This is a genomic window from bacterium (genome assembly GCA_026398675.1).
Taxonomy (GTDB): Bacteria; RBG-13-66-14; RBG-13-66-14; order RBG-13-66-14; family RBG-13-66-14; genus RBG-13-66-14.
Genome location: JAPLSK010000133.1, coordinates 1 through 22,426, shown reverse-complemented (window position 1 = coordinate 22,426; position 22,426 = coordinate 1). Strand labels below are relative to the sequence as shown.

The following is a 22,426-nucleotide window of genomic DNA, read 5'->3' as shown; positions in this document are numbered from 1 at the left end:
CGGCTGACCGTCCACCAAAACCGCCACCACGCGCAGGGCCGTGGGCACGCGCCGCTCAACGGGGAGCGCCGCGTCTGCGTCCTCCCAATTCTCCGACAGGAGCCAGATCCGCCCCCGGGGTGCGACGAGCTCCAAGAGGCGGGGCGCGACGATGTTGACGTCGCCCTGGAGGTAGAGGTCGCCGGAGCACAGAACGGCCAGGTCGGCGGGTAAACTCCGCGCGCCCTTGAGCCGGCAATCGCCGCCCACGTAGAGGATGCCGTTGGCGGGCCAGATGGAATCCTTCAAATCCCCGTCGCCGTTGGGATCGGCCAACTTGGCGAGGTCCAGCTCCAGGAGATCCGAGCTCTCGCCCGTGGCGGGGTTGAGAAAGACCTCGAGGCAGGTGACCACGGCGCCGTCGGTGAAAATGCCGTAGGCGGCCTGGGGCCGGAGGTAGTCCATGTCGGCCAGGAATGGCGGCTGGAAGCTGCCGATGCCCATGAAGCCGTCACGCACCGCCCCTACGAAGAGCTCCTGGCAGCCGGTGAGGCCATTGGTCGGGTCGTTGTCGTAGAAGGCAAAACCCTCGTTCTCCGCCACGTGCTCCGAATCGAAGGGGGGATCGGTGAACCACTCCACCTCGCGGAATCCCGATTCCTCCTCCTCGTCGGGGACGACCACCAGGACCTCGCCCAGGAGCCCCTCCCGCCCCCAGGGGTCGCGCAGGCGGAGGAGCTTGGCCGCCGAGGTGACCTCCTGGCCGTCAAGTCGTACCCTGGAGCCTTCGGGCATGAGGCAGAGGTCGCCGTTGGCGTGGACCGCGCCGTCCACGTACCAGTCGGCCTTGCCGGCCAGGGCGAGCTCGGAGTCAGAGAAGAGGACGTACTGCTCCAGGGGCTGGGTGCGTCCGGTGACCCGCAGCCGCCGCGTGATCGGGTTTCCCGTCGGGTAAAGGGTGGCCTCGACCTGGATGGTGAAGCTCAACCGGTCGGGGTCGTTGTAGTAGGCGATGACCCGGATCTCCTCCGGCACCCCGGAGCTGGAGAGGGAGTTCCAGGCGGCCCCGGGATACCATCGCCAGACGTAGGCCCCGTCGTCCAGGTTCCGCTCGAGACCTTCCTTCGCGCCGGGACCGTCTATGACCGCCACCACCTCGCCGGTTGAGGGGCTGGTGATTTGGGGGACCAGGGGGGCGTCCTCGTTGACGACCAGTCGGTCGTCGGCGTCCAGGACGTGGGTGGACCGGCCGTCGAAGCGGGTGGCGGCCAGCTCGCGGAATACAAAGTTCCAGCCGGATTCGGCCAGCGCCTCGCACTGGACGGCCAGGCGCGCGTCATCGGCGGAAACTATCTCGTAGTTCGCCAGGGCCAGAAGGAGCGCGGCGAAGGTGGAAAGCACCGCCAGGACGATCAACGCCATGGCCAGGGCCACCCCTCTCTCGTCGCCGCATTTACGCACGGAATCCTCCGCCGTGGGTCGGTTTTTCAGGGAAAAGTTCCCTCAGCCGGACCGCGATGACCCGCGGGCAGTCCATCCGGGGCAGCCAGGAACACTCGGCGCAGACCTTGTATCCGCGTTCGGGGGTGAAGGTTTTCTTCATGGACCGGAGCAGCTCCGCCGCCCGGTGACGCCCTGGGGAAACTCCGAGGAGGGAGGAAGAGGCGCGGTCGAGCCTGTCCACGCCGGAATCCGGAGAAAGGGAAACGCACTCATCCTTCATCTCCGGGCAACCGTCGCAGAGGTCGTCCGGTCCGCGAACCAGCTCGATCACCCCGCCGTCGGCCAGAAGAGCGCGCTGGAGATCCCGCGTCTTCTCCACGAATTCCGGTGAGTACCCCTCGCCCTGAAAGGCTACCAGGCACAAGAGGTGATGCGGGCGTAGACGGATGACTCCGGCGTTCGGCGGGCGGCTCACGGTCCGCTCTTCCGCCGGACCTGCCGGCGCTTACCCCGCGACCGCCGCGGCTTTTTCGAGTCGTCCACCCCTTTGACCGTCAGCTCATCGAAAGGCTGGAGCGGGTTCGCCTGCAGGGCGATCTCCCGCCCGAACTCCTCCTGCAGACGCTCGAGGACGGCGGGGTGCCGCGTCTTGAGGATCTGCATGACGTGGGGGTTGCAGACGAGCTGGATGGTGGATTCCCCGGCCTGGCAAAGCGCCCGCCGGAGGGTGTTCTCCACGTGCAGAGCCAGGTACGTATCGGAAAGCACGAGCCCCGTGCCCCCGCAGCAGGGGCATCGGCCGGTCATCTGGGCCGTGATGCTGCGCCGGACCCGTTTCCGGGTCATCTCGACCAGCCCCAGGTCGCTCATCCGCCGCACGCGGGTCTTGGACCGGTCCTTCTGCAGGGCCTGGCTGAGGCGCTTGACCACCTCGTCGCGGTGCCCCTGGACCTCCATGTCGATGAAATCTATGATGATGATGCCGCCGATGTCCCGGAGGCGGAGTTGGCGGGGAATTTCCACCGCCGCCTCCAGGTTGGTCTCGAAAACCGTCCGCTCCAGGTCCGTCTTGCCGACGTTCTTGCCGGTGTTGACGTCAATGGAGGTCAGGGCCTCGGTCTGCTCGATGACGATGTAGCCGCCGCATTTGAGCCAGATCCGCCGCTGGAGCATGCGCTCCAGCTCACGCTCGACGCCGTAGGCCTCGAGAAGGGGGTAGCGGCCCGAGTAGAGCTCGATGCGGGTGGAGAGCTTCGGGGCGGTGCGGCGGGCGAAGTTCCGGATACGGTTGTAGAGCTCCCGGTCGTCTATGACGAGGGAGTCCACCTCTTCGGAGAGGACGTCCCGGATAATGGAAAACACCAGCCCCAGGTCGTCGTAGACCAGGGCCGGTGCTTCGGCTTTTTTCGCCTTGCGGACTATCTCCCGGGAGAGCCGGTTCAGGTAGCCCATCTCGGCGCGGATGGCCGTCTTGGAGGAGCCCTCGCCGACGGTACGGACGATGAACCCGGTGTCGCCCGCGCGCAGGTTCTTCACCAGTTTGCGCAGACGGTTGCGCTCGGAGGCCGAGGCTATCTTGCGGCTGACGCCCACGTGATCGGCGTAGGGCATCAGCACCAGGTAGCGTCCGGCGATGGTGATGTTGGCGGTGGCCCGGGGACCTTTCTTCCCGATGGGCTCCTTGGTTATCTGGACGAGAATCTCCTGGCTCCGGGAGTGGAGCTTCTCGATGGGCGGAACCTCGCGCCGACGGCCCCGCCGGTGGTCTATCAGGTTGTCGTAATCCTCGTCCAGAAAGGCGCCGATGTCCTGCGCGTCGGTGACCAGATCTTCGGCGTGGAGGAAGGCGTTGCGATCGAGCCCGATGTCTATGAAAGCGGCCTGCAGCCCGGGGAGAACCTCGCTAACACGTCCTTTGTATATGTTCCCGACGATGTGACGAGCATCGGCGGATTCGGTCATTATCTCCACCAAATCCTCGTCCTCGAGCGTGGCCACCCGGGTCTCGAGGGGGGAGACGTTGACCAAGATTTCTTTTTTCAACCAAAACCTCGTGCTTTAAAGCTGGGCGAACCGAGGCAGGCCGTCTTGTGACCGATCGGGGAGCCGAGCGCCCCGGCGGACACAAAAGCAGGGTTCCGACGACAAGACGACGGAACCCCCGGTGATTCGGGCGGACGACTAATCTGGAGCCGTTGGCCTGCATATCCGGTTCACAAAAGGGTAAAAAGGGCTAAACCGCTAACATACGCATATAGTATAACAGAAGAACCCCCCAAAAGTCAACGCGTTGTGCAAATTTATCTCCGCAAGGCGGGGCCTTACTTCCCTTCGGGGGCATCCGCGTGACGGTAGTCTCCGGTCGGTCCGTCGGTATCGAAACGAAGCCGGATCGCCCCCGGTTCCATTAAAAAAAACGGCCGCCCCACGTGGACGGCCGCCGGTTTCGCTGGAATCAACCGCAAACGGCGCGGACAATCACGGGGTCCACGTCGTACTTCACTAAAAACTCCCGCCGCTCCCGCAGCATCTTCTCCACCCAAGCCCGGTACACGTCCATCCGTCCGGCCTTGGAGAAGAAGATCGCGGGATTCAAAATTTCCGCGGGAACCTTCGCCAGGAGCGCGGTGTTGGCGGGTGAGTCCACGTCCACAATATCGTAGCCGAAGTCGGGGTCCTTCTTCCAGACGACCCCCCCCTTGAGCATGGCCTCGAGCATGGCGGAGGAATGGGGGATTTTCACCTTCAGGGCCTTCCCAGCTTTCTCGTCCAGGGCGTCGCCGCCGATCCAGCCCGTGTTCATGGCCCAACACACCACGCCGGGCATCGTGGCCACCAGCTCGGCGAAGCGCTTCGGCTGGAGTCCGTTCTGCTGGGGGAAGAAGGGCTGGGTGAATGGGCTGCGGGTGCGTCCGCGCTCCTTGCCGGCCGCCGAGGTCTTGGTCGTCTCGCCGAGCATGAAGTACCCGCCGGCCTGTTCCGGACTGGCGAAGCGGATGATTCCCGGGTAGGCCGCGTCGGGGCCCTCGTCTCGGTTGAGGATGCCCATGTACTTGAGGGGCGGGATTTTGTACAGGTCGGCCGCGTTCTTTATCGCCTTCATCGGGATGATCGAGCGCCCGTTCTGGGTCCAGACGAGGAAATCCCAACCGTCGGCGGGGGCGTCGTACTGGTCCACCACCTCGTCTATTTTGACCTCCCCCCGGATGAACTTCTCCACGTTCCCGCCGGGGGCCTTCGTGGCGATGAGGACGTCGTGATAGCGCTTTACCTCCTCCACCGTCAGCCGCCCCTTGGAGAAATCGAACTTGCCCTTTTCGTCCACGTACACGTTCTCGGTCCAGGCGGTGGGGTCGAGCGTCCCGGCGTAAATCACCGGCTCGGATTCCTCGGTCAGCCCGTAGGTTTTGGCGAAGCAGCCGTTCTCGGTGATGGAAATTTCGCCCCCGGGCCACAGGGTCACCATGTCGTCCTGGATGGGCTGTGTCAGCTCGCCCTGCTTGGAGAATGTGGTGGTGGTCTTCCCGGTTCCGGAGAGGCCGAGGATTGCCATGGTGACGGTCTTCCCGCCGATGGTCACCGCCTTGGCCCCGGCGTGGAGCGTCAGGCCGCCGCGCTGGTAGGTGTACTCGTTGAGCATGCGCAGGGCGCCCTTCTTGCTCTCGCCGAAGTAGTCCGCCCCGATTACGAAGGTGGTCCAGTTGTCCAGGTCCACGAGCATGGCCTGGCCGCCGGGCAACCCCTTCGCCTCCAGAGCCGGCGTCATGACCAGGCGGAAGGCGGGCTTGAAGGGCCGGGCGAGCTGCTCCTGGGTCTCCACCTTCTCCCGGGGGAAGGACAGTATCTGCTGCATGGCGGCGACGTTCGCTATGTCCAGGGTATAGAGCCACTGCACGCCGACGGCGCGCCGACCGAGACCTTCGTAGCCCTGAATCTCGATCAGGGTCCCCTTCTCTAGGACGTACTTCTTGACGCTCTCGACCAGGCAGGTGGCGGATTCGGGGTCAATGGTCTTCCCCGAGTAGCGGCCGGCGTCGGACTCGGCGGCGACGATGTAGGTGTACGGAGCCTTGCGGGCCTTGTTGAAGCTAATCTTGTTCAGGCTGCCGTAGGCGGTCTTCATCACCGCCGGTGTGTGCTCCAGGGCCAACTGTCGGAGTTTATCCTGAGTCGGGTTGGTGATGTAGGTCACCTTGAAGGGGTGCAGCTCATCCAGGGTAAGGCGTGGACTCATGATTGCTCCGTAGGTTCAGGTCTTCGCCGAAGCGCGGCGTTCGTGAAAATAATCTCACTGCAGACCGAGCGTTGGGAATACTAACATAACCTTCGGCGGCTTCCAAGCCCGCCATATGCTAAGATGAGGCGGGAGGAAACCCGTGCTGACACCGCCTGAAAAGCTGCTCGTGGAAGAGGTCGGCGACCTCGGGAAAACGAATCCAAGCGAGTCAGGCCCCGGCAAAAAGACCTTGGCCTGGGATTTGGCTTCCGCCGAACTGGTGGCCGACCTCGGACACCCATCCCGGGAGATCGTCGTCACGGAGGACGGGCTGGGCGCCGTCCGTGACCTGCCCCCCGGAGAAGCCCACCACGCGTGTTTTCCGCCCGATTGCCCGTTCGATCTCATCGCCCTCCGGTGTGATCGGGACCGGGAGCGGGGCCGGGTGCGAATCGCCTGGTCGGCGAATCATCTGGACCGAGAGGGGGTGCTCCTCTTCGTCGGGGAGAAGGACGGCGGGATCGAGGGCTACCGTCGGCACCTCGAGGGGCGCTTCGGGCGGGTCGCCGCGGTCTCGCGTTACCACTGCCGCCTGTGGCGCTGCGCGGAACCTCAGGGAGGCGAACCTCCCGACACCGACCCCCGGCCCGCGTACGAGGTCCCCGGCCTGGGCGCGGTGCATTCCCTCCCCGGCGTCTTCGCCTGGCGCGCCCTGGACGGGGGAACGGAGCTCTTATTGAAAGACCTCCCGGACCGGTGGGAGGGGAAGAAGGTCCTCGACCTGGGCTGCGGAAACGGCGTGCTCGCCCTGCACGGGGCGGTGAAAGGCGCGGGAAAGGTCACCGCGCTGGACTCGTCGGCCCTCGCCCTGGCATGTGCGAGGGTCACCCTGGCCGGATTCGATAATGCGGAGGTCCGCGCCGCCGAAGCGGGTGACGCGCTGAACGGCCTCTACGACGTCGTCCTCTGCAACCCGCCCTTCCACCAAGGGTCGGGGCACGCCCTCAGCCTGATCGGGAAATTCGTCGGGGCCGCGGCGGGCGCGCTGCGTGATGGGGGGAATCTCTGGATGGTGCTGCGGCGCGAGCTCCCCGCGGAAAAACTACTGGGGGACCGGTTCACGGACCGGACCCTGTCGCTGCGCGGCGACTACCTCGTCTGCCGGGTGGTGAAGTAGACCGGGCGAGGGACAGGGCGACCAGCTCTCCCAACAGGGCCACCCGGACGTCGGCGCCACGCCGGGCCAGCGAGGCCTCGATCTGCATCGCGCAGCCGGGGCACGAGGTGACGACGACGACGGCGCCGGTGGCGAGGATGTTTTCCGCCTTGCGTTCCCCGATCCGCGCCGAGGTGTCGGGGTTTTTTATAAAGTAGCTCCCCGCCCCCCCGCAGCAAACGTCCCGCTCGGGCAGTTCGACGTAATCCCCGAGCCGGCGCAGGATGCCCGCGGCCAGGTCCACCTTCAGATACCGCGCCAGATGGCACGGCTGGTGGTAGGTGACCTTCAGCGAGGGGTCGCGCACGAGGGGCAGGTCGTCCAGGCGGCGGACGAGGAGTTCCTCGAGGGTCAGGGCGTCGGCGAGCGGGCCGGTGTAATGCCCGCGGAGAAAGCTGGCGCAGGAGGCGCAAGCGGTGACGATGCCGTCGAGGGGCGTTCCGGCGAAGGCGGCGACGTTGGCCGCGGCGAGCGATACCGACACCCGGCGGTCGCCGTTTCCCCAGGCGGGCAGGCCGCAGCACGCCTGATCCTTCGGGGCGACCAGGGTGATTCCCAGGGCTTCGGCCAGAGCGATAACCGCCTCACCGGTGGCGGGGTAAGCCAGGTCCACGGCGCAGCCCACGAAGAGACCGAAGCGCGGGGCTTTGGGACCGGCGTCGTGGAGCACCTCGCCGCGGTCGAGGCCGAAGGGGCAGCGGGCCAGCGTCGGGGGCACGAGGCGGGGCGAGAGACCGGCCAGGGGTAGGAGAAAACGATAAACGCCGGCCAGGGCGCGCTGGGTGCGTTGCGAAGACGATAGGTGGTCACCGGAACGTGGACTGAATAGACTGAATATAGTGTATCCCAGGGCCTGCAGACGCCCGACCACCGAGGCGACGGAAGCCAGAAGCGCCCGCCGGGGGAGCAGATACCGCAGAATAATAAGGCTTAAAATTCCACGGCCCCGCCGACCGGCGATCCGCTCCCGGGCGGCGAAGATGAGCTCCTCCACCCGCGTCCCCTGCGGGCAGCTCTCCACGCACATCCGGCAGCCCAGGCAGTCGCCGATGAGCTTCGCCAGGTCGGCGTCGTAGGCCAGCTCCCCGGCCTCGGCGGCGGCCAGGAGCTTCAGCTTGCCCCGAGCCGAGCTCGTCTCGGAGCCCTCCGCGGCGAAGACGGGGCAGACGGCGCGGCACTTCCCGCAGGCCACGCACCGTTCGAGCTCCCGGGCAAATCCGTCGGTTCTAGTCGAGCCCAACCCCGGCCCCCGTCGTTGAGGAACCTCTCCCCCGCCGTTCCAGCATGTCGCAAAAAGCCTCGATGCGGGTGAGGATGCCCGCCTCGCCGGACTGCTCGTCCACCTGGAGGATCAAGAGAGGAACGCCCGCCTTCTTCGCCTCAAACTCCAACATCTTCCCCACGAAGGCGTCGGGGCCGCAGGTGGCGCTGGTCACGTGCACCAGCCCCACGGTGGGCGCCCCCGCCCGCTTCCTCCGGCTTTTCGCCGATAAGTGGCCCAGAAATCCCCGCCGGCTCAGACGCTCCCCGGCGGCCTGCTCCGCCGTGGCCCCGTAGTGGATGAGGTAGAGCGCCGCGTCGGCGACGATGTTGGAGAAATACCAGAAGAAGGGCCGCTCCTTGTGGAGGGCGCCCAGGGCCAGGGAGCGCTTGTCGCGCCAGATTCGCCAGGGGGTCCAGACGTCGTAGCCCCGCTCCGCGAACCGCTTGATCACCCCCGCCCCCAGGTAGGGGTCGAAGAGGAGGTAGGGGTAGCCGACCACGGCCAGGACGCCCCTTTCGCCGACGCTGGGCGCAGGCGGCTCTCCACCCCTATCCAGGATGCGCAGCGCCTCGTCGGGCAAAAGGCCCAGCCCCAGCAGCCACTCGTACCGGCGCTGGAACCGCAGCGCTTTCCGGTAGACGCGGTAGAGGTGGAGATAGCTGAAGTACTTGAGGCGGCGGAGCTGGTTCGCCACGCGGTATAGGGTGGCGAAACGGCGGGTGAGGTCCACGTTGATGTCAATGAGGACGGGATTATCTACCGGGAGGCTTGCGTCTGGCTGTCCGCGCCGGACGATGGGCAGCTCGCGCACGCCGTCGGGAGGCGGGGGTTGGGCGAGCCTGAGACGGCGGCGGATCAACCGGCGGGCCCGTGCTCCGGGACCGAGCTGCTCCACGGTCTCCAGCCCCATCGTGTTCCGGACGATGTCGGGAAGGCCGATGAATTTCGGGCAGAAGGACTCGCGGTAGGAACGGCCCTGGTGCTTCAGCCGCCTGACCTTGACCAGCCGGGGGAGATGGATCGCGTCGCACTCGCCGAGGAGGGTGTGCACGTGGCCGTGAAAGACCTTGATCGGGATGCAGGCATCGGTTACGGTGTAGGTCGTGCCGGCGTCCAGGACGGCGCGGTTGGTGGGCGTGCTTAGCTTTATCGCGAAGCCGAGACCGGTGAGAAGCTCGCGCACCAGGGGGTAATGGATGAAGTAGTCCAGGGCGCGGGGCACGCCGATGGTGAGGCGGGGGGCGCGGTTGGAGTTGGAGCCGGATTCGTTCATCGCCGTCGCTGGAGCCCCATGATATAAAAGGCGACTCCTTTGGTCAAGAATCAGAGAATCGCCCTTAAGACAAGGGGTTTCTCTAGAGGCATAGCTCGCTACGCTCGGTTAAACCCCTTGTTACTAGAAGAGGAACCCGAATCCCAGACCGGTGCACAGCACCATCGGCGTGGCCAAGAAATCCTGCTCGACCGGTTCGTAGCCCGGCTGGTCAATGTTGAAGGTGTAGGTGCCGCTGGCGTGGAGGCGGTAGTGGACGAAGGGCTCCAGGTAGAACACCTCGCCGAAGACGAACTGGCAGCCGACGCCGACCCCCACGGCCAGGGCCAGGGAGCGGGTGTAGCCCGCCGCGTTGTCGAAGTCGGCGTAGTTGAAGGAGACGCCCAGGTCCACGTGACCGTAAGGTCGGATGTCCCCCCGGATGAAGTAGCCGTTCAAGCCGACCGCAATCGATCCCTCGCCCACGGTGAGATCGTAGTACGGCAGCGCCTCGCCGAGGTCGTTGGAGGCCCCGGCGGTGGCGAAGTGGATGTTCAACCCGATCGTCAGCTCCAGGTAATCGGAGAAACCCACTCCACCCTCCATGGCCGCGTAGACGCTGGTCGAATACTCCGGGCTCGCGACATTCTCGAACGTTTTCGGGTAGGGCTCGGTGAGGGCGATGGGATAGGCGGCGCGGAAACCGAAACGACCGTAACCCCTCTTCCCGGAAAACTCGGCCGAAAATGAGGCGACGAGGGCGACGAAGAGGAGCACCACCACCGTTGGCTTCATCTCAACCTCCCAGGGTGTTCGCCCACCTGCGTGGAACAGTGACTTTTAAAATGTGTATCGCCTTACGGGACAAAGCCCTCTTTCACTCGAATGGTAGCACCTCCGCGGTCCTTTGACAAGGCGCAGCCCCGTCGAGTGATACCCAACGCGGGCGACGGCGTGTATAATCGTGGAGCCCCCTTTCGTGCATCTTAGACGGCGAAGCCGTAACCCATAATTCCATGCCGCGTTTCCACCCGCTTTTCTGCACGTTCCTGCTGGCCCTCCTCGCGCCGACCGCCCGGGGTGATACTCCCGAGGCGGAGGAGCCCGATACGTTCCCCCTGCCCGAGCCGATTCAAATAACCACCCGCTTTTCCTTCGATTCTTCCCCGGTGGTAGACCGCGGGGACAACCGGCTCGCCTTCGTCTCCGATTCTAGCGGGAACATGGACATCTGGCTCATGGACCTGGAGAGCCGCGAGCTCACCCAGCTCACGACCAGCACCGCCGACGATTACAACCCGGTCTGGTCGCCCGACGGGACCAAAATCTACTTCACCAGCACCCGCGACGATCCCGAGGGAGAAATATACGTCTACAGCATCGAAATCGGCTTCACCACGCGGCTGACGAACCATCTGGGCCGCGACGAGACCCCCGAACCCACGCCCGACGAGAACTACATCTACTTCACCCGGTCGGAGCCCGCCGACTACCGACCCCCTCCCGGGTCGGCGGACGCCGAATGGGAACCGTCCCCGAACCTGGCCAACATCTACCGGGTGGACCGGACGGGCGATGGGCTCCAGCGCATCACCGAGGCTGGCGGCGCCAACCCGACCCTCTCCCCCGACGGGATCTGGCTGTGCTACGTCGTCCCCGGAGTGGGCGGCAGCACCCTGGAGGCCCGGCGGCTATCGGACGGAACGCGGAGAACCCTGGTGTCCGAGGCGGGGGTCATGGTCCGGCCGTGTTGGAGACCCGAGGGTATTCTCTTCACCCGCTTCGCTCTGGACACGAACTCGGACGGCGTCGTGGACACCCGGGACAACGCCCAGCTCTGCTTTTTGGAAGCGGAGCCGCTGCAGCACATCCTCGAGGGCGGGTTGCCCGGCGCCGCCGCGGCCGACCGGTTGAAACCCGGCCAGGCGGCCTACCGTCGCCTCACCGCGGGCGCCAACTGGGACGGCTTCGCCGACACCGACGGCGTCTTAGTCTACTTCAGCTCTGACCGCTCCACCAACGGCGACATCTGGAGCATGCCGCTCGCCCCCCCCGAGATGCCGAAAAACCCCTCCACCGCCCTGCGTCTGGCGCGGGGAATCGTCGAGGATCCCCTTGCCAGGCTTCTGGCCTTCACCCTTTTCGTGGACGCCTTCTACCGTCAGGATGACCTGTCCGCCCGGGCCCAGCTCGAGCTCGCCTCCGCCATGGAGAACCTAGGCTGGACCCGACAGGCCGGTATCGAGCGCGCGGGCGTGGTCGGCCGCTGGCCGGGGGGCATCACCGCCGGGGCGGAGAGCGTGCTGTCCAAGCTCCAGCAGGAGTGGCTCGGGGCCATCTATTTCGACCAGCTTCCCGCGGCTTACCGGTACGTGGAGGAGGGCCGGACGGTGGAGGAGATAACCCCCGACCTCCTGGCCCGAGCGCGGGACATGGCGGTGGAAACCGTGGAGTACGTTCCCGAGGTCGCCTGCGGCTGCCTCGTCCTGGCCGGGGACATCCTCTACCGCGTGGGCAGGGTGGAGGAGGCGCTGGAGAGCTACGACACGGCCGCGCGTCTCGGCTCCGATTTCAGCCTGCGCGCCGAGGCGGACTTCAAGGCGGCCCGCTCCCTGGAGCGCATGGGTCGCCACGACAAGGCCCGGGAACGCTACCTCTACGTCCTCACGAACTACCCCGCCGAGAAGAGGTGGCAGAACCTGACCCAACGCGATCTGGTGAGCCTCACCGTGGGCAACATGCGGGACGTTGAGCGGATTGTGGCCCTGGAGGATATGACCCGCGATTTCGCGGACTACCCCGAGCTGGCCGGCTACGCCCAGGCCCAAATCGGCGATGAGCTCAAGCGGATGAGCCAGGAGGAGGAAGCCCTGGTCGCCTACCGGACGGTTCTCGCGGATTACCCGCGGGCGAGCTTCCTGGGGGTGAGCGTCCTTTTCAAAATCGCCGACCTGGAGAAGGATCTCGGACGCCCCGAGGAGGCCGCGACGGCCCTCGAGCGCATCGTGGGTGAATACGGCGAGCTCTCCGGGGGGCTGGAGTCCATCCGCGCCTCGGGGATCCTCCGCCGGCTCCTGCTGGATGAAGCGGACGGTTACAGGCAGCGCAACGACCTCCAGCGCGCCGAGGCCCTCATCCGTCGCGCCATGAACTTCGATTACTCGAACGACCGGGTCCACCACGCCCTCGTCAAGCTCTACTGCGAGGACATGGGCAAGCGGGACGACATCGTACAGGAGTACCGGGACCGCCTTCGGGACCATCCCGACGACCCCATCGCCCGTTACGCCCTCGGGCTTGCCCTGACCTACCCCTCCACCGGCCCGGGGAGCGGGGTCAACTACGGGGAGCTGTCCATGGCGGAGGATGAGATCCACCAGGCGGTGGGCCTCCGCTTCGTCTTTCCCGCCGCCTGGTTCACCCTGGGTTGGATCGAGCTCGAGCGCGCCGTCAGGGAAAGGGGGGATGACGACGAGCGGGCGGCCGGCGATTTTCTGGAGCATGCGATGGATTACCTGAACCTCGCCCGCGCCCAGAACGACGAGGCGGAGTACCCGGACTTCGAGGCCGACATCGAGCTCGCCCTCGGCAACGCCAGCTACCTGTTGTACAACTTCGGCCCGGCCTACGAGCATTACGCGAGACGCGAGGAGCTGATGACCGTCCCGCGTGAGGCGGAGGTGGAAGCGCGCTACCACTTCAACGCCGGACGCTGCGCCCGCCACACCGAGAACTACGCGGAGGCGGTCCGGCACTACGGTATCGCCCGGGACATCTTCGCCGAGCTGGGCAACGACGTGGGCGTACTCATGTGCACCGACGGCCAGGCCCTGGTTTACTTCGAACAGGAATCCTACGACCAGGCGCTGAATTGCTTCATCCAATCCGCCGACCTCTACAGCCGGGTGGCCCAGCGGGAGGAGGCCGCCGCCGCCGACCTGACGGACCTCGGCGATCGCACCCGCGCCGCCGAGAGGGCCCTGGCCGCCCGCGCCAAGCGCTCTTACGCCCTCAGAAACATCGGCGTCTGCTACTACTTCCTCCAGCTCTACACCGACGCCCTAGACTACTTCCAGCAGGCGCTCGACGTCCTGGAGCAGCTCGGCCGGGCCCGATATTCGACCGCCGGCAGCGGTCTGTTGGACTTTTCCTTCAGCGCGGGCCTGGTGGGCGATTCCTCGGAGGCGGCCCGAGGGTTCGACCTCGCCGGTGAGAAGGAGCTCATCTACACCTTCGCCGCCAAGTGCCAATCCCGTCGGGGGGACTACCGCGCGGCTATCGCCTGCTACGAAGAGCGCCTGGCCCTCTTCGAGGAGACTTCCGGCGAGAAGAACGAGGAGGTGGCCTCCGCCGAGAGGGGTAGAATCTACAACCGGATCGGTTACCTCTCCTACAAGCTGGGCGACCTGGCCGAAGCGGCGAAGAACTACCTCGCCTCCATGAAGGCGTGCCTCGTGGGCGGGGCGTACCGGGGCGCGCTCGTGGCGCTTTCCAACCTGGCGGAAATCGCCATGAACATCTCCGACCGGATGCGCATGGAAGGTTCACCCGCCGGGGAACTTTTCTCCGATATGGGGACGGACGAAGCGACGACCGACCTCCGCGGCATCGCCACCGAGGTCCAGACGGCGCTCGAGGAATACGCCCCCAAACTCTACAGCGTGGCGGACCCGAAGCTCGGGGCGCGCATCGCCAACGCCCGCGGGCTTCTCCGACTGTACCTCGCGGGCGACAACGAGACCCCGGTCGAGCGGTACGAGCGCATAAGAAAGGCCGAAGCCGCCTTCTTCGTCGCCCAGAGCGCGTACGAAACCCTGGGTGACGCCGCCGGCGCGGTGGCCTGCGAGCACAACCGGGGGGTGGCGCTGGTGCAGCTCGACTTCGCCGAGGCGGAGAACCTCCTGCAGCGGGCACGGGACCGGGCGAACCTCTTCGCCCTGGATCGGCTGTCCTGGCGGGCGAGCCGCTCCCTGGCCGAGCTCTACCTCTCGCGCGGGGAATCCGGCCGGGCCAAGGTTTACCTGGAACAAGCCCTGGAGACGGTCGAGCGCGAAATCGGCCAGAAGAGCCAAACCGTGCCCCTATCGGTGACCTTCGCCGAGATCCGCGACCTGTACGAGAAAATGGTGATTCTCCTGGCCGACGCGGGATCCGCCGAGGATGCGCTCCGCCAGGTTGACCGCCAGCAGCAGGCTTACCTGGCAAGCATCTTCGCCGACCGGGATCTCGAGCTGGCCAGCGAGATAGACAAGCTGTTCCTGGGAGACGAGCTCTTCACCCAGGAACGCATATCCGACTTGAGCAACCAAATCTCGGCCGGAAGCCTCTCCACGGACCCCACGGTGACCGGGGAGATGGAGGGGCTGCGCCGGCAACTGGTGGACGAACGGCTCCACTACCGCGGGATAGTCGAGGAACAGCACAATCGGAAACCCATCCTGACGGCCCTGGTGGGGGTATACCCCTCCGGGCTCGAGGATGCCGAAGATGTGCTGCGCGGGGGCGAAATTCTGCTCACCTATTTCTTCGCCGGCGACGGCCTCTACGCCTGGCTTATGGACTCCGACGGCGTGCGGCAGACGCGGATCGGGCTGAACCGGACGGCGGCCCGGGAGCTGGTGGACCGGGTGTCCGCCGGGGACGCCGAAGCCCTCGTCGAGCTGGGGCGCCTTCTCCTCTCGCCGTATGCGGGAGAGATAAGCGGGGCCCGAACCGTTTACATCGCGCCGGACGGCGTGCTCTGGCGCGTCCCCTGGCCCGCCCTCTCGGCGGGGGACGGTCGGCCGCTCGTCGAGACGACCCCGGTGGCGGTCGTAGCCTCCTTCTCCGAGCTGACCTACTGCTACGACGCCCGGAACGCGAGCTACTCGAAACCGATGTTCTTCGTGGGCCGCATCGGCGTTCCGGATTCGGCCCGCCAAGCCGCCCAGGAGCGAAGCGCTCTTGGGCAACACCCTAAACATCAACGTCGTGATCCTCAAAGAAACCTGAATCTGGATCGAGCTGGGTCCCGTCCTCGGCAAAGGTCTGTCCGTCCTGTGCCGGTGCTTCACGTACGCCGGGGTGCCCAGCCTCATCTTCTCCCCCGACACGGCCGACGACGGAGCGCGGAGCCTCTTCGCGGAGGCCTTCGCGCGCCGTCGGTTGAGCGAGCCGCCGGCCGAGGCGGTCCGGCGGGCCCAGCTCGAGGTGCGGGAGAAGTACCCGTCCGCGACGGACTGGGCCGGGGCGATGCTCCTGGGGTTCGCCGGGTTCTCCGACGCCGAGGCGCGCACATTCGCCGAGGAGCAGTTCTCGAGCACGGTCCGCTCGGCCCTGGCCTACCAGGGGGATGGGGATTTCGAGACCGCCCTGTACCAGTTCCTCAAGGCCGCGGGGATGGCGGAGCGCCTGGGGGACAACGAGAAGAAACTTCAGCTCTGGGGGGCCGCCGTCGGCGCCGCGCGCGATTCGGGGAAACTGAATCTGGGAGGCCGGCGACCTGGACGCGGCGCTGGAGGCCAACGGCGACTACCTGAGCGCCCTGGGCGAGCTCGGCGGGCCCGAGGTTACCGCCCTGACCGACCCCTACCTTGCCGGCCATCTCGACCGCGCCCGCCTGCTGGTGCGCATGTACCGCTTCGAGGAGGCCGCGGAGGAGTACAACCTGGCCGCCGACTTGGCCTCGGGGGTCGAGCGCGAGGCGATGCGGGCCCAGGTCATGCTCGAGCTGGGGAACCTGTACCAGGCCAACCTGGACGACCAGGATAAGGCCGGGGGCTACGCCGAACAGAGCCGCCTGACCTTCGCCGGGCTGGGCGACCCGGTGGGCGAATCGAGGGCCCTGGCGCTCCTGGGCTTCATCGCCACGGAGAAGGGCGACATCTCCGCCGCCAGGGCGTACCACACGGAAGGTCTCGCGAAAGCGGAAAAGTACCCCGGCGAGCCCGACGCGCCCACGGCGCGCCTGGACAACCTCTTCGGCCTGGCCAAGGCGTGCTGGAAGGACCAGTCCTTCCAGGAGTCCCTGGAGATAAGCCGAAAGGTTCTCGCGGAGCTGGGGGAGAACGGGCCTCCCGGTCTCATCGCCCGTTTCCTGGGCAGCGAGGCGCTGTCGCTCTTGGGAATGCGCCGGTTCGACGAGGCGCTCACCGCGGCGACGGCCGCCCTGGAGAAGGCCGTAGCCTCCGGCGACGCCCAGGAAACGGCCGCGGCCCATTCGAACCTGGGCCTCGTGTACCGCCTCAGCGGTCGCCTGGGCATCGCCCGCGTCCACTTCGAGGAGGCGCTGACCGAGGACCAACGGATCGGCTATTCCCACGGGGTTTCGAACGACCTGCGGCACCTGGCCGCCGTCGCCGAGCTGGAGGGGAATACCGCCGAGGCCGTCGCCTTCCATGAGCGCTACCTGGCGGACGCGGACCTGACGAACCCGCGGACGATTCTGGGCTACTGCGACGTGGCCCGCCTCGTCCTCCCCGACGACCCCGCCAAAGCGGCCGACTGCCTGGACCGGGCCCGGAGGGGGGCGGTCGTTACCGCGCGGCCCGACCTCCTCTGGCGGGTCCACCACCAGCTCAGCCGTCTGGCCGCGTACCGGGGGGACCGGCAGGCGGCCCTGGCCGAGTTCGCGCTGGCCCTGGACATCGTGCGTCAGGCCGCGCCCGAATCGCCGCTCTCCTCCGCCCACCAGGGCATCTTCGTCGGGCCCAAGCAGCTCTTCACCCACGGGATCGAGCTCGCCCTCGAGGCCGGGGATTATAACCGGAGCCTCGAGCTGGAGGAAACCTGCCGCTCCGTCGTCGGCGAACGGACCCTGGCGGCGGCGGACATACCCTGGCGCGACCTGGAGCTCGGGCAGGCCCTGACCCGGTACATCGAGCTGTCCCGGCGGATTTCCCTCCTCCTCGGGGCGGAGAGCGACGTGGGACTGGCCGGGGCGCTGGCGGAAGAGGGCGATTTGGTCGGGGAGATAGCCGAACGCCGGCCCGCCTTCGCCGGGGTCGTCGGGAAGACGGCGACGGCGGAGGAAATCATCCGGGGCGTCGGCGACCGCCGGGTGGCCCTGGTCTACCATCTGGACGGCGACCGCCTCTGGAGCTGGCTGGTGGACGGCGACGGGGTGAGGGTCGTCGAAAGACCGGCCCAGGCCACCCGGAGCGCCGCCCGGGAACTGGTCGGCCTGTTCACCTCCCGGGGCGACCAGACCCGCTTCGACGAGCTCGCCACCGCCCTGGCCGCCGAGGTCATCGGACCCTGGACCGCGGAGCTTTCCGCGGAGGACGTGGACGAGCTCCTGATAATCCCCGACGGCGAGCTCTCCTACGTGCCCTTCGCCATCCTGCCCTTCGGGGAAGGCTGCCTGCTGGACCGCTTCTCGCTGGCCTACGCGCCGAGCTTCACCGCCTGGCTCGCACCCGTGAACGACGCCTACGGCGAGCTGCCGCTGGTCAGCTTCGCCAATCCGAGTACGGGAAACCCCCAGGACGACCTCCCCTTCGCCGAGAAAGAAGCGGAGAGTATCGCCGGCTTGTTCCCCGGCGGACCGGCCCCGTTCACCGGCAAGGCCGCCCTGGAGAGCCGCTACTACGAGCTGGCCGGCCAGGCCCGCCGGCTCCACCTGGCCACCCACACCCGGCTCGTGCCGGGCGACCCGCTCTCCTCGGCCCTCTTGCTGACGCCGGCGGAGGAAGGTGACGCCGCGACACCGGTCGGCGAGGACGGCCTGCTCACGGTGAGGGAAATTTTGGCCCTGCCACTGCACTGCGAGCTGGCGGTCCTCTCGGCCTGCGAAACGAGCGTAGCGAGTAATGCCCCTGGCAACACGGCGGTGCCCGAGGGGGCCGACGGCCTGGAATTTTTATCCCTGGCGCGGGCCTTCCTCTTCGCCGGAGCGGACGCCGTGGCCGCCACCTTCTGGCGCACATCGGACATCGCCACCGCCATCACCGTCCGCAACCTCTTCCTGGGCCTCGCCGACGGACTCCCGCCCGCCGAGGCGCTCCGGCGGGCCCAGCTCTCGACCCGGGAGAGCTTCGCCAGCCCGGCGTACTGGGGCGGATTCGGCGTCTTCACCCACGCCTCGCCATGAAAAAATTCACCTTTCTCGCGGTTCTCATTCTCGTCGTGTGCGCCTCCGCCCGGCCCGAGTTCGCGGACCGGGAGCGCAAGGACTGCGTTTACCGCCACCTCGATCCCCGGGGCGGCGGAGAGCGCAACGAGCGCGGCCTCTACTACGCGGCCCACTGGTACAGCCTCGCGGGGTGGGTCGAGGCGGGGCACGAGGTCCCGCAGCCCCCGGTGACCGCTTCGCCGCGTGGCTCCTCAAGAGCTGCCTGACCGTCCTGACGCTCCTGGCGGCGCTCACCGCGTACGTCCTCATCTACTCCTCCCGCCCGGCGGCCAAGCGGGATCCGGATAAGGGCGCTAGGCTGCGCCGCAGGCACAGAATCTTCGGCTGGGCGACCCTGGGCCTCTACGTCCTCTTGACCGGCATCTGCATCGTGGCCCACGGCCTCCGCGGCAATACGGACCGGGTGGTGCTGCGCTCGGTGGTCGGCTTCGTCGGGCTGGCGCTCTGCGCCGCCAAGGTGCTGTCGAGAAGCGGTGGAAGCCGTGGCGGGCCTGCCACATCGTGGGCGGCGCGCTGCTGCTGGTAAACCTCGTCATGTTCGCCACCGGCGCCTGGTGGTATCTCATCGGCCGTTTTCTTTAAGGGGTTGATATGCTCATCCGCAAGCTGTTGATAATTTTAATGTTCACGGCGACGCTCGCCGCCGCCGGGCTCGACCGGCCACACTACACTTGGTCGGAGCTCTACGAGCCGAGGGTCGAGATTGCCGGCGAGGGCTACGACCTCGAATGGACGCCGGGAGACGACACCGCCGTCCTGGTGCGGCGCAGCCGGACATTCGAGCTGGCGATGGGCGAGGGCGACTTTCTCCTGGGCTGCCTCGACGGCTACATCTACTTCGGGCGGCGGGACGGGGCGGACCCGACGAACCTGCGCATCCGACGCATGCACGTGGACGACGCCGACCTGGGCTTCGTCGTGGACATGTACGAGCTGCCCGGCCAGCCGGATTTCGTCAAGTACGCCCTGTCGCCGGAGGGAAACCGGCTCGCCGCGGCAATCGGCGGCGACGAGCACCAGGTGGAAGTCATCATCTACGGCTTGGCGCGAAAGTGCGAGGTCGTCGGGCGGCGGACCTTCCCCGTGGAGACGGACCAGGTCCGGGTCAGCGTCCACCTGCTCGAGTGGTCCGACGACGGGGATGCGCTCTACATGAACTTCCACCCCCACTCCCCGGCCTCGGACGAGTTCCTCGACCTGCAGCCGCTCCTGCGCTGGAACCTGACGACCGATATGGTGACCGAGGTGCTGCCCGAAGTGGGGTGGGTCCTCCCCGTCGCCAGTCGGGACGGGCGGACGGTCGTTCTGGCCGAGGAGACGGCCGCCGCTCCGGCGTTCTGGACCATGCCCTGGGGCTGCGACCCGGGTTATCCACCCAGGGGGCTGGCCCGGTGGCAAGAGCTGGACCTGGCCACGGGGAAGCTCTCCCCGCTTATCTCCACCGATTCCCCCGGCGCCGAACAACTGTTCGACGGTGACCCCCAAACCGTGTGGCGGGGGGAGAGGGTCACCGTGGACCTGGGACGGCCGCTGCCTATAGAGGGTTTCCAAATCGTCGGCGGTTACGCGGGAAGCGGGGAGACCACCCCCCAGGACACGGTGACCTGGGACACCCGGTTCGAGCTGGCGCCCCACGAGAGCCCCTACGAGTTGCGGGGGAGCACCGAGCGCATCCCCGTGGACGGCGTGGTGGAGACCGTGGAGCTGACCTGCTTTTCCAACGACCCGGACCGGGCGGAGCAGGCGGTCACGGCGGAGCTGGTGCCGCTCTTCGCCTTCTGGCCCGTGCCCTGATTCGGCCGACCCGACCGCGGATGCTTGGCCCCCCGCCGGGGGCCTGTTATAATCGCCCCGTTGACGCGCACCGACCAATCAATCAGGTAAAAATGCCGACCAGCCACGAGATAAAGCGCACCTACCTGGACTTTTTCGTCCAACGCGGGCACACCGAGGTCCCCTCGGCACCGCTGGTGCCCCGGGACGACCCCAGCCTACTCTTCAACTCGGCGGGGATGGTCCAGTTCAAGCCGTACTGGGCCGGAACGGTGCCGGTGCCCTTCACGCCGGCCCGGGCCTGCTCCCTGCAGAAGTGCTTCCGGCTTACCGACCTGGAGAACGTGGGCCGGACGCCGCGCCATCACACATTCTTCGAGATGCTGGGCAACTTCTCCTTCGGCGACTACTTCAAGGAGGAGGCCGTCCGCTGGGCCTGGGAGCTCTCCGTGGAAGTCTACGGGATGGACCCGGAGCGCATCCACGCCGCGGTCTTCACCGACGACGACGAGGCGCACCGGCTCTGGCGGGAGGTCATCGGCATACCCGCGGAGCGCGTGATTCGGCTGGGCGCCGATGACAACTTCTGGGGTCCGGCGGGGAAAACCGGCGCCTGCGGCCCATCCTCGGAGCTCTACTGGGACAACGGCCCCGAGCGCGGCTGCGGACGTCCCAACTGCCGCCCAGGGTGCGAGTGCGAACGCTTCGTGGAGTACTGGAACCTGGTCTTCCCCCAGTTCGACATGCAGCCCGACGGCACCCTGGCCCCCCTCGCCAACCGGGGGATAGACACCGGCCTCGGCGTGGACCGTCTGACGGCCATCCTGCAGGGAAAGGCCAACGACTACGACACCGACCTCTTCCGGCCGATCATCGAAGCGGCGGCGGTCATCGTGGGCCGCGACCCCGACGACCCGGCCGTCCGCCCGCGGCTCTGGGCCGTGGCCGACCACGCCCGGGCGCTCACCGTGACGCTCGCCGAGGGTATCTTCCCCTCGAACACGGGGCGGGGGTACGTCCTGCGGAGGCTCCTGCGGCGGGCCGGCAGGCTGGGCTTCGAGCTCGGCGCCAAAGAGCCGTTCGTTTACCGGCTGGTGGACTCGGTCAACGACGTCTTGAGGTCGAGCTACCCCGACATCCTCCTCCGGGCCGAGCGGACGAAAGAGGCGCTGTGCCGCGAGGAGGAGCGTTTCCTCGGGACCCTCGCCGCCGGGATGGAGGTTTTTGGGGGCATCGTCAAAAATCTCTCCGGGAAAATCATCTCCGGGCGCGACGCCTATGCGCTTTACGACACCTTCGGCTTACCGGTGGACCTGACGGCGGTGATGGCCGAGGAGCGGGGCCTGACGGTGGACTTGGAGGGCTTCGAGGCGGAGCTGGAAGCGGCTCGGGAGACCTCGCGGGCCTCGGCCCGCTTCCACTCCGTAGACGGGGGGCCGACGGTGACCGGTCTGGAAACGGTCTTCCGCGGCTACGACGCGCTGGAATTGGAATCCCGGGTCGTCGCGCTCTTCGACGCCGACCACGGGCCGGTGGACACCCTGGAAGAGGGCGCGGAGGGCACGGTGGTCCTGGACGAGACGCCATTCTACGCCGAGTCGGGCGGGCAGGTCGGCGATACGGGCGAGCTCACGACTGACGGGGGCGGCGTCTTCACGGTTACGGACGCCCGGAAGGCCGGCCGGGCTCACCTGCACGTCGGTAAAGTTAAAAGCGGTCCCCTGGCTGTCGGGGAAACCGTCCGGGCGTCGGTGGACGAATCCCGCCGGCGGCGCATCCAGGCCCACCACAGCGCAACGCACATTCTTCACTGGGCGCTGCGGAAAGTCCTGGGCGATCACGCCGTCCAGGCCGGCTCCTGGGTCGGGCCCGACTACTTCCGCTTCGACCTGAACCACCCCCGGGCGATCACACAGAACGAACTGGCGGAAATCACTCGGCTGGTCAACGAAAAGATTCTCCAGAACGACCCCGTGCGCTGGCGGATAGTAACCTTAGAGGAGGCCAGGCGCCTCGGGGCGATGATGCTCTTCGGCGAGAAGTACTCGGGCGAGGTCCGGCTGGTGGAGACCGGGGACTACTCACGGGAACTATGCGGCGGGACGCACGCTAGGGCGACGGGTGAGATGGGGAGCCTGTACGTCGTGCAGGAGGGGGCGCTGGCGGCGGGC

The 22,426-nt window shown here is 67.1% G+C and carries 14 protein-coding genes; 7 read left to right on the top strand and 7 right to left on the bottom strand.

Annotated features, from left to right (window positions below; translation table 11 throughout):
• The 4 genes from NTW26_03310 to NTW26_03295 form a co-directional block, all read right to left on the bottom strand.
• Positions 1–1,440: hypothetical protein (locus NTW26_03310; GenBank protein ID MCX7021301.1), on the bottom strand; the 1,440-nt coding region annotated here is incomplete at its 3' end.
• Complete coding sequence (locus tag NTW26_03305) at positions 1,433–1,897, bottom strand: DUF1284 domain-containing protein (protein MCX7021300.1); 465 nt, start codon at positions 1,895–1,897, stop codon at positions 1,433–1,435. The genes NTW26_03310 and NTW26_03305, both read right to left, overlap by 8 nt.
• Positions 1,894–3,465 (bottom strand): Rne/Rng family ribonuclease, encoded by a 1,572-nt coding sequence (locus NTW26_03300; protein ID MCX7021299.1) that lies wholly within the window; start codon positions 3,463–3,465, stop codon positions 1,894–1,896. Before NTW26_03300 ends, NTW26_03305 begins: the two co-directional genes overlap by 4 nt.
• 412 nt (positions 3,466–3,877) lie before the next feature.
• Entirely contained in the window at positions 3,878–5,656 is a 1,779-nt protein-coding gene (locus NTW26_03295; protein ID MCX7021298.1) for a phosphoenolpyruvate carboxykinase (ATP), read from the bottom strand.
• A gap of 142 nt (positions 5,657–5,798) precedes the next feature.
• On the opposite strand from NTW26_03295, the gene NTW26_03290 reads away from it, so the two are divergent.
• On the top strand, positions 5,799–6,815 hold the full coding sequence (locus tag NTW26_03290; GenBank protein ID MCX7021297.1) for a methyltransferase: 1,017 nt from the start codon (positions 5,799–5,801) through the stop codon (positions 6,813–6,815).
• Here NTW26_03290 and NTW26_03285 read toward each other — a convergent pair.
• From NTW26_03285 to NTW26_03275, 3 genes are all read right to left on the bottom strand, one after another.
• Positions 6,757–8,094: a (Fe-S)-binding protein gene (locus NTW26_03285; protein ID MCX7021296.1), complete on the bottom strand. Its 1,338-nt coding sequence runs from the start codon at positions 8,092–8,094 to the stop codon at positions 6,757–6,759. The two genes, NTW26_03290 and NTW26_03285, sit on opposite strands and share 59 nt — an antisense overlap.
• Entirely contained in the window at positions 8,081–9,391 is a 1,311-nt protein-coding gene (locus tag NTW26_03280) for an acyl-CoA dehydratase activase-related protein (GenBank protein MCX7021295.1), read from the bottom strand. The genes NTW26_03285 and NTW26_03280 overlap by 14 nt, the downstream gene beginning before the upstream one ends.
• Positions 9,392–9,514: 123 nt before the next feature.
• Positions 9,515–10,165 carry a hypothetical protein gene (locus tag NTW26_03275; GenBank protein MCX7021294.1) on the bottom strand — a complete coding sequence of 217 codons (651 nt, stop codon included), beginning with the start codon at positions 10,163–10,165 and terminating at the stop codon, positions 9,515–9,517.
• Positions 10,166–10,386: 221 nt separating this feature from the next.
• Between NTW26_03275 and NTW26_03270 the strand changes: the two genes are divergently transcribed.
• The 6 genes from NTW26_03270 to alaS all read left to right on the top strand — a co-directional run.
• A complete protein-coding gene (locus NTW26_03270) occupies positions 10,387–15,888 on the top strand; it encodes a tetratricopeptide repeat protein (GenBank protein MCX7021293.1) in 5,502 nt (1,833 codons plus the stop codon).
• Positions 15,889–15,980: 92 nt separating this feature from the next.
• The gene (locus tag NTW26_03265; protein MCX7021292.1) at positions 15,981–18,440 is read left to right on the top strand and encodes a CHAT domain-containing protein; all 2,460 of its coding nucleotides are present in this window, start codon (positions 15,981–15,983) and stop codon (positions 18,438–18,440) included.
• Positions 18,437–18,688 carry a hypothetical protein gene (locus NTW26_03260; protein MCX7021291.1) on the top strand — a complete coding sequence of 84 codons (252 nt, stop codon included), beginning with the start codon at positions 18,437–18,439 and terminating at the stop codon, positions 18,686–18,688. Before NTW26_03265 ends, NTW26_03260 begins: the two co-directional genes overlap by 4 nt.
• Positions 18,613–19,008, top strand: coding sequence for a DUF6529 family protein (locus NTW26_03255; protein ID MCX7021290.1), 396 nt, complete (start codon positions 18,613–18,615; stop codon positions 19,006–19,008). Before NTW26_03260 ends, NTW26_03255 begins: the two co-directional genes overlap by 76 nt.
• Positions 19,009–19,073: 65 nt before the next feature.
• Positions 19,074–20,276, top strand: a complete 1,203-nt coding sequence (locus tag NTW26_03250) for a hypothetical protein (GenBank protein ID MCX7021289.1) — start codon at positions 19,074–19,076, stop codon at positions 20,274–20,276.
• Between the two features lie 92 nt (positions 20,277–20,368).
• A partial coding sequence (gene alaS / locus NTW26_03245) for an alanine--tRNA ligase (protein MCX7021288.1) occupies positions 20,369–22,426 on the top strand: 2,058 nt, incomplete at its 3' end.

What these genes read in the sequence shown, in the direction of transcription:
- NTW26_03280 (MCX7021295.1), bottom strand. Translation starts at nt 9,391, where the DNA reads ATGAACGAATCCGGCTCCAACTCCAACCGCGCCCCCCGCCTCACCATC.
- NTW26_03275 (MCX7021294.1), bottom strand. Translation starts at nt 10,165, where the DNA reads ATGAAGCCAACGGTGGTGGTGCTCCTCTTCGTCGCCCTCGTCGCCTCA.
- NTW26_03265 (MCX7021292.1), top strand. Translation starts at nt 15,981, where the DNA reads ATGTACCGCTTCGAGGAGGCCGCGGAGGAGTACAACCTGGCCGCCGAC.
- NTW26_03295 (MCX7021298.1), bottom strand. Translation starts at nt 5,656, where the DNA reads ATGAGTCCACGCCTTACCCTGGATGAGCTGCACCCCTTCAAGGTGACC.
- NTW26_03250 (MCX7021289.1), top strand. Translation starts at nt 19,074, where the DNA reads ATGCTCATCCGCAAGCTGTTGATAATTTTAATGTTCACGGCGACGCTC.
- NTW26_03270 (MCX7021293.1), top strand. Translation starts at nt 10,387, where the DNA reads ATGCCGCGTTTCCACCCGCTTTTCTGCACGTTCCTGCTGGCCCTCCTC.
- NTW26_03260 (MCX7021291.1), top strand. Translation starts at nt 18,437, where the DNA reads ATGAAAAAATTCACCTTTCTCGCGGTTCTCATTCTCGTCGTGTGCGCC.